This window comes from Bradyrhizobium sp. MOS002 (assembly GCF_003020115.1).
In the GTDB taxonomy this organism is placed as follows: domain Bacteria; phylum Pseudomonadota; class Alphaproteobacteria; order Rhizobiales; family Xanthobacteraceae; genus Bradyrhizobium.
Window position 1 is genome coordinate 1 of record NZ_PYFX01000046.1, and the last position, 7,082, is coordinate 7,082.

At 57.9% G+C, this 7,082-nt stretch carries 8 protein-coding genes and 2 pseudogenes; 7 read left to right on the plus strand and 3 right to left on the minus strand.

Features of this window, described 5'->3' with window-relative positions; translation table 11 throughout:
- Positions 1–1,190: 1,190 nt before the first annotated feature.
- Positions 1,191–2,168 (minus strand): AraC family transcriptional regulator, encoded by a 978-nt coding sequence (locus tag C7G41_RS36425; RefSeq protein ID WP_158268091.1) that lies wholly within the window; start codon positions 2,166–2,168, stop codon positions 1,191–1,193.
- A gap of 155 nt (positions 2,169–2,323) precedes the next feature.
- Here C7G41_RS36425 and C7G41_RS36430 point away from each other — a divergent pair, with 155 nt between their 5' ends.
- From C7G41_RS36430 to C7G41_RS36450, 6 genes are all read left to right on the plus strand, one after another.
- Positions 2,324–2,650 carry a hypothetical protein gene (locus C7G41_RS36430; RefSeq protein WP_146159893.1) on the plus strand — a complete coding sequence of 109 codons (327 nt, stop codon included), beginning with the start codon at positions 2,324–2,326 and terminating at the stop codon, positions 2,648–2,650.
- A 93-nt stretch (positions 2,651–2,743) separates the two neighbouring features.
- Positions 2,744–3,097, plus strand: coding sequence for a hypothetical protein (locus C7G41_RS37205; protein WP_146159894.1), 354 nt, complete (start codon positions 2,744–2,746; stop codon positions 3,095–3,097).
- Between the two features lie 109 nt (positions 3,098–3,206).
- Positions 3,207–3,335 (plus strand): hypothetical protein, encoded by a 129-nt coding sequence (locus tag C7G41_RS38960; protein WP_306768098.1) that lies wholly within the window; start codon positions 3,207–3,209, stop codon positions 3,333–3,335.
- A gap of 71 nt (positions 3,336–3,406) precedes the next feature.
- Positions 3,407–3,619, plus strand: coding sequence for a hypothetical protein (locus C7G41_RS36440; protein WP_106947027.1), 213 nt, complete (start codon positions 3,407–3,409; stop codon positions 3,617–3,619).
- 415 nt (positions 3,620–4,034) lie between these two features.
- Entirely contained in the window at positions 4,035–4,349 is a 315-nt protein-coding gene (locus C7G41_RS36445) for a phasin family protein (protein ID WP_245446904.1), read from the plus strand.
- Between the two features lie 163 nt (positions 4,350–4,512).
- The gene (locus tag C7G41_RS36450) at positions 4,513–4,980 is read left to right on the plus strand and encodes a hypothetical protein (RefSeq protein WP_146159895.1); all 468 of its coding nucleotides are present in this window, start codon (positions 4,513–4,515) and stop codon (positions 4,978–4,980) included.
- A 79-nt stretch (positions 4,981–5,059) separates the two neighbouring features.
- Here the strand turns inward: C7G41_RS36450 and C7G41_RS36455 are convergent.
- A pseudogene (locus C7G41_RS36455) lies at positions 5,060–5,357 on the minus strand (IS3 family transposase); the annotation flags it as partial.
- 43 nt (positions 5,358–5,400) lie between these two features.
- Between C7G41_RS36455 and C7G41_RS36460 the strand changes: the two are divergent.
- Positions 5,401–6,213, plus strand: a pseudogene (locus C7G41_RS36460) (transposase); the annotation flags it as partial.
- 85 nt (positions 6,214–6,298) lie between these two features.
- Here the strand turns inward: C7G41_RS36460 and C7G41_RS36465 are convergent.
- Positions 6,299–7,082: transposase (locus C7G41_RS36465; RefSeq protein WP_146159896.1), on the minus strand; the 784-nt coding region annotated here is incomplete at its 5' end.

The following is a 7,082-nucleotide window of genomic DNA, read 5'->3' on the forward strand; positions in this document are numbered from 1 at the left end:
TCCGCCATGCCACGATGGTGCGATGGGCGTCGCAGATAATCGGGCAAGTCGCGAAAGAATGTCACGCGACTCCGAGAGAAATCGAAGCTGCCCTGTTTATGTGGGGATATAACGTCATGTGGCAATGTAACGTTGCGGATCAATTTCAACATTAGCGGGCGTCGATTTACCGCAGTCGCTGCTTCGAGCTGAGTATCTACCGCTTAGACTGATGCCGGATCGATCCGTGGAGCGAAAATGGAGCCCGCAAAACCCCGCAAATGGACCGAAGAAGAGACCCAGCTGCTGATCGAACTCGCGCAGCGGAAGGAACGAGTGCCGGCGATGGCGCGAGAGATTGGACGTCACATCGCCTCCGTTAGACGACGAGCTCGCGAATTGGGTTTGCCTCTGCCGCCCGGCCGAGGTGAGAGGCCGCTTTAACTTTTCTCCCGCCCTCGTGTGGCCGCCGACCCGGCGATAGAAATCGACCCCGGCGGCCATCCCGCTCCGCTCGCGCCAGACCCGAAGCCGCTGCCGCAAACCGTTCGACATGTTGACTCATTTCGGCCTCCCGAATCGGTTGCATCTAGCAACGTGAAACCGGCGTCTCGCCGGGTGGCGAATCATCCTGACCCACCTCGCGAGCGGAGTTTCAAAGGCCCTGGGATCCAGCCCCCAAGCCCCCGGGGCCTTTGGGCTGTCTGATGCGGCCAGCCATTGACCAGCGCCTGGAAGCGCAACCGCGACTACGAGGAGAGATGATGCGGTTCCGGTCAGTCATCTGGGGACAAGCATACATTGATCGCGTCGGCCTGATAGACTGACCGGAGCCATTCCGGCATGCGCTCGAAGCTCAGGACTTGCGCCTGCTAGCCGCCCAGTTTTGTTCGACGTGAGCCCGGCACATCAAGCGCGGCCTGCCAGGCCGGTGTACCGAGGACAATCTGGCAACCGACTGTGGTGCGGTTGGCCACCGGGTACGCTTGTTCATTGGCGGTGCGCAGCGCGGTCTCAATGTCAAGCGGCTCGTGTCCGGGTTGACCTCCAACACCTCTGTGACAACGGTGGTCACGGTGCGGACATCGCGGGTGCGGTCGGCAAGCAGTACGGCGGTGTTGGAGGGAAAGTGGCATGACCGGAGGATAGCACCCCGCCATTACGCCCCCGGATTGCTCCGGGGCCTTGTGCTTGCCTGCACAACACTCGGCTCAGCTGGAAAGCCGAAACTCACGTGGCGACTTGCCAGTCCATCGACGGCAGGCGTGAGTGAAGGAACTCGCCTCCTCAAAACCGAGAAGCCAAGCTATCTCCGAAATCGGCATGTCCTGGTCCTCTAGATAACGGATCGCCAAGCTTGCCTTGAGCTGTTGCAGGATGTCATTAAATGTCGCGCCCTCTTCAACGAGTCTGCGCGCGAGGGTTCGCCCACTCATCCCAAGTTTCTGGGCAACAACGTCCACCTTCGCCTGACCGTGCGGCAGCAGCGGACAGATTGCATTCTCAACCGCGATGCGGAACGCGCCCCTGTCCTTCTTGGGCACGCCTAGGGTCTCTTCGGCGGTTTTGAGCAAAATTCTGCTCAAGCGCGGATCCGCAGCGGCCAACGGCCATTCCGATGAGCCGTGCGGAAATCCGATCTCGTCCGTATCGCCGCCAAATTCAATATCTTTCCCAAGCCAACCGGCAAACCTGGCGTTACCTTTAGGCCGGACATGAACCAAGGACACTCGCGAGGGAAAGAACCGACGAGCACTCAATGCGCGAGACACTCGGACCATCGCGATCACGCAGAATTCCATCTGCTGCCGATCCGCATGGCGTGGAATTCCCGCATAAGCCAGTCGCAGCACAGGCTCGCGCCCCTCTCGATATTCCAATATAATGGCCTCATTGGTGATGCGACTGTACCGCGAGGCGCGCTTCAACGCATCTCCGAGCGTGTCGGCAGTTGCCATGACGTAGTACAGCAGTCCAAGCTCTCGAAGATCGAACTGCTCAGCGAGACGAAAACCGAGCAAATTATCGTTAAGCGCTTCGGCGGCGGCCTCAAGAAACGCGATCTGCTTGGAGGCGCTAAGGCGTCGTTCGGGTTCATCGATTTGGTCGACGGTCAATCCAACCCCCGACAACAGCGGCTGCAATTTGATCCCCGCTTGGCGCAGGCGATCAACGGCAAGTCTCGTCAATCCTCCTTGCACGGTCGGTAGACCCGATAGTCGGCTTGTTGATCGCCAAGTGGATTTTCGTTGTTTGTTTAAAACTTTCATTTGGCGGACAATAACAAGTAGTTCCTTGGGAAGCAATTTATTAAGGAATAAACAACTTCAAGAAGGAGGTATCGATGACCCCGTTTTCCCTTAACGCCGCGCTTGGTGCCCCCGTGGACTCGGTCGCTGGTATGCTCGCCGACAAGGCCGAGTCTTTCGCGGACTATTACCTACACGGCGCTGCGCCATCCCGATCAATCAATCCGGACCCGCGCGACTTCATCCGCAAGAAGGCGGACGATGCTCGCGACATCGCGGCGACGCTAAGGCAACCGGTCGGCTTCGTTGCGTTGTCAATCGCCGCCAAACGTCTCGCCAAGCATTGTTTGGCAGTCGGCGACGTCAAGATGCACGGAGAACTGGTCGCGCTTGCAAACAGCCTCGTCGCGCGGGCGGCGTAGCTACGCACGGTGTGGGTCTAGATCGAGAGGCGTACCAGTGAGCATGCGGGCATACGAAATCGCGCAGATTGAACGGAACGAGGACAGCTGAACATGCAAGGCATCAAGGTGCTAACTCAGGAAAAATACGACAGCATTCCCGCCTTACTCGAGCAGGGATTGGACCGGACACAAATTGCCGCACTGTTTGGCGTCACGCCAGCATCGTTGCAGGTGCAATGTTCGAGGCGCGGTATTTCGTTGCGCCAAGGCGGGCGACGCATGCCACGTCGTGACCTGTCGCTGGCAGATGCGAAGCTGGATTTGAACCAACATGTCATGATCTCGCTGCGTGAAAAGGCGCGTTCGATGGGCGTGGACGAGGTTCGGCTGGCCAGCGATTTGTTGGAAACCATTGTGACCGACAATCTCTATGGCGCCGTGCTCGATCTTGAAGAAACGGCGTGATGAGCATCCACACCCCGGCGGCCTTGGCCTCCCGGCGTCAGTAAAACTGGCAAGGGAGCAAGACCATGAACCTATGCCTGACGCGCGAAATGATCGCGATGACGCCGACATGACTGCCGAACAGATCATGGCGCGCCTCCGCTGGCTCGAGGAAATGCTGGCGGAGCTGCAACGCGCAGGCGCGGCTGCAGCGAAGCTGGATGGTGCGAGTTCATCGGCGATTTTTCGTACCCACTAACCCTTACACTCCGGTGGCCTCGGCCTACCGGGGTTGAGGCGTCAGGAGACCCCGACAAACGGAGAGTGAAAATGAAACGCCAATTGCCACTTGCGCTCACTGGACTCAACTTACTGACCGGTGTCGCCTACGCCAAAGAAAAGCCGATCGCAAAGGACAAGGCGACAATTGCGAATGTCGTCGGCGATGAAGACGATGCCAAGCCCACCAAGGTGGACGTCTACTTCAAGAATTGCACCGCCGCCCGGGCGGCCGGTTATTCGGACATGCTCCTAGCGGCTTAAATACGTGGCAGCCGGCAAGCAACTAGCGGCTGTTAGTTCCGGACTCGGAACAGCGTAGTAATCCTGAATTGCCTGTCCTGAATTGCCCGTTTTGATTCATCCCCTAGGCTGCAGTAGCCGGGGTTGGCATTTCATCACTAACATCATCATGCCGGTAACGGGGCGCCAAAGGCGGCGCTTAAATTCATCCGACACCCAGCCCGAAGCACTGGCCCTCCAAAGAAGATGTTATTATGTCACTCCTCTGCCTTGCTGCGCCTCCTCTTTGCTGCTGATGAGCAACTCACAATGTTAGTGCGACGACTCGACCGCCTTTGTCTGGCCTCTTTACTAAGACAGACGATTTCTACGATCTAAGATAAAGGGGATTATGGTGTCAGACGCAACTATCCAAATACCATCACAAGTCAGAGAATTGGCTGAAAAGGCTGTCGATCAGGCCGAAAAGGCAATCGCTGGTTTCCTCGACGCAGCAGCAAAATCCGTAGAGATGGTCCCGGGTCCTGCCAAAGAGGTCTCGAAGAAAACCCTGTCGATGACTGAGCAAAATCTCAAAGCTGCGTTTGAGCATACCCGAAAGCTGATTCAGGCATCTGACCTCCAGGAATTTATGCGGCTCCAGACTGAGTTTTTCACGTCGCAATTCTCCACTGCTCAAGATCACATGAAAGAGTTTGGCGGTGAGATGTTGTCATCTGCCAAATCGGTCACGCAGAACGAGGCCCACTAGCGCTTCACTACTATCCCTTGAGAGAAGGCCCGACGGTCCTCTTTCGAGGCGATCGAACCTTTGATCACTAGAGCAAAATGCATGGAACCCACGTGCAGCAGCCCTTTACATGTGGATCGTGCTCCATATGCATGTCAGCCTATAACTTGAAACGAGCTGCCAGATGAGTAAACGGACCAAAACCCGTGATTTGAAGAGCTCAACGAGCCTGTCCAAGTCTTCTAAGAAGGACATGAAAATCGAGGACCTGAAAGTGCAACCTCCGAAGGTCGAACCTATCGGGGCCGTGGATCCTCTCGAGGAGATCGCAAACGTTACGGAACATTTTGCGACGGAAGCCTCACACGAGGTTGTTTCGGCTGAGTCCACGGTGGAGGATCAGAACGCCAAACACGGTTTCAGCACTGGCCCCACTGCCTCTATGTTCCCGTGGCCTCAACAAGAAAAACTGCTGGAGATGACTGAAGCGAATATGAAGTTCATCTTGCGCTTCGTTGACTCGTTTACCCGAGCAAGATCTCCGTACGATCTTCTCGCATTAACAGCTGCGTTCTCTGAGGAAGGCACAATGCTGTTCCAACAACAGTCCAGTGCGATGTTGAGTGTTTTTGTTAGCCAGCCCGGGGACTAAATAATCCGGACACTATATTCGGCCATTGAAAACGGCGCAGTGAACCGCCCCGGGTTTGCCGGAGGCCATTTGGTTTAAGTTATGCCGCCATAGCTGGTTGTTCCAGCATGGCGTAGTAGCGTTGCTCGGCTTCGGCCGGCGGGATGTTGCCGATGGGCTCCAGGAGCCGCCGGTTGTTGAACCAGTCCACCCATTCCAAGGTCGCGAACTCGACGGCCTCGAAGCTGCGCCACGGCCCGCGCCGATGGATCACTTTGGCCTTCTAAAGACCGTTGATGGTTTCGGCGAGTGTCATAGGAATCGCCGACGCTTCCGACGGAAGGTTCGATGCCAGCTTCGGCCAGGCGCTCGGTGTATTTGATCGAGACGTATTGGGCGGATTCAAACGGTCGTCGCAACACTCGCACATTGGAGGTTGCGATGAGTATTGGAGGACGGAGATCGGCACGATCTGGACGAGCGCCAATGCCATCGCCGGGGCGGCCGCAAGTTGCGGGGCGTGATGAACAGAGCAGATTTTGGCGGGGGATTGCCGCGGGGCTAAGCAGTGAAGAAGCTGCGCTTGAAGCCGGAGTATCGCAGCCTGTCGGATACAGATTGTTCCGAAAGGCGGGCGGCATGCCACCAGCAATGTTCAGATCCTCGGCAAAGCCGCTCTCCGGGCGGTACCTGTCGTTTGCCGAGCGCGAGGAGATCGCACTTCTCAAGGTGCAGGGCCACTCCATGCAAGAAATCGGGCGCCGCCTCGCTCGGTCCGCCTCGACAATCTCCCGTGAACTGCGACGCAATGCAGCTACCAGAAGCGGCGGGTTGGAGTATCGTGCGACGACTGCCCAGTGGCATGCAGACCGATCGGCATGTCGCCCCAAACTGACCAAACTTGCGCTCAACAAAAGCTTGCGCACTTATGTGGAGGAGAGACTTGCCGGCGTCGTCGTGGCACCGAGCGGCGCTTCCGTTCCCGGTCCGGTCGTTCCGTGGAACGGTCGCCGGCATGGCCCGCGAAGAGATCGGCGATGGGCCAAGGGCTGGAGCCCGGAGCAGATTGCCCGACGCTTGCCGATCGACTTCCCGGACGACAACACGATGCGCATCAGCCACGAAGCCATCTATCAGGCTCTCTTCGTTCAAGGCCGGGGAACGCTACGCCGCGAACTGACGGCCTGCTTGCGAACGGGGCGCGTGCTAAGAGTGCCCAGAGCACGCGTAAAAAGGCGAGGCAAGGGCTTTGTCTGTCATTCGGCTTGCAATATTGACCCCCTAAGCCGGGGGATCGGCGTCCAAAATTGGCTCTGACGCAATTTTGGTGCAACACGGGTCATGTGGCACCGATTAGCCGAGCCTGCAGCAAGTCGAGCTTGGCGCGTCCGTACATTTGGCGCTTGACCAGTTTGAGCTTGGTGATCTGGCCTTCGGTCTGTCCGTTGGACCAGGAGGTCGTGATCGCTGCGCTGACGGCGGCCTTGTCCTTGATGACGCCGTTGGCGAAAGACATGACGAGGCTTGCGCATGCTCGTTCCAACCATGGTTCAAGCTCTCCGTGAGCCTTCTTGCGGATCATCGCATGGAAAGCGGCTATGATCTCTCGAGCTTCCACCAGGAGAGGAACGCCCTGCTCAATCGCCGCAATGGTGACGGTCTCTGACTTTGAGAGCGTATCGCGGCCATTGGTCATCAGGCGGGCGATCGTTCTCGCGGATGGTACGCGCTGCAGGTTCTGAGCATCGGGCGTTTCGGCACGCCGACGGCGTGTCGCCCATTCGGCAACGACTCGCACCGAGCCTCTAAATCCCTGCGCCTTGAGGCGACGCCAAAGGTCGGCGCCATTACAATGGCCAGCGGCCCACTGAACATCCAGCCATGGCAGGTAGTGCTCGAGCGAGCTCTCGCGCACCCTGAACACATCGGATCGCTGACCTCGCAATACCCTGCGGACGAGACCCCGACTATGTCCAGTGAGCCGTACGATCTCCTTTATGGAGACGCCCGTCTCAGCCTGTTTGAGGATTGCCGCGTTGGTGTCCTCACGCCGAAGATAGCCCTCATACTGGATGCGCTCGGCGGCGGTCAGCAAGTCGGGATTTATGGTGGCGGAGCCGACC

What these genes read in the sequence shown, in the direction of transcription:
- C7G41_RS36430 (WP_146159893.1), top strand. Translation starts at nt 2,324, where the DNA reads ATGACCCCGTTTTCCCTTAACGCCGCGCTTGGTGCCCCCGTGGACTCG.
- C7G41_RS37205 (WP_146159894.1), top strand. Translation starts at nt 2,744, where the DNA reads ATGCAAGGCATCAAGGTGCTAACTCAGGAAAAATACGACAGCATTCCC.
- C7G41_RS38960 (WP_306768098.1), top strand. Translation starts at nt 3,207, where the DNA reads ATGACTGCCGAACAGATCATGGCGCGCCTCCGCTGGCTCGAGGAAATG.
- C7G41_RS36440 (WP_106947027.1), top strand. Translation starts at nt 3,407, where the DNA reads ATGAAACGCCAATTGCCACTTGCGCTCACTGGACTCAACTTACTGACC.
- C7G41_RS36450 (WP_146159895.1), top strand. Translation starts at nt 4,513, where the DNA reads ATGAGTAAACGGACCAAAACCCGTGATTTGAAGAGCTCAACGAGCCTG.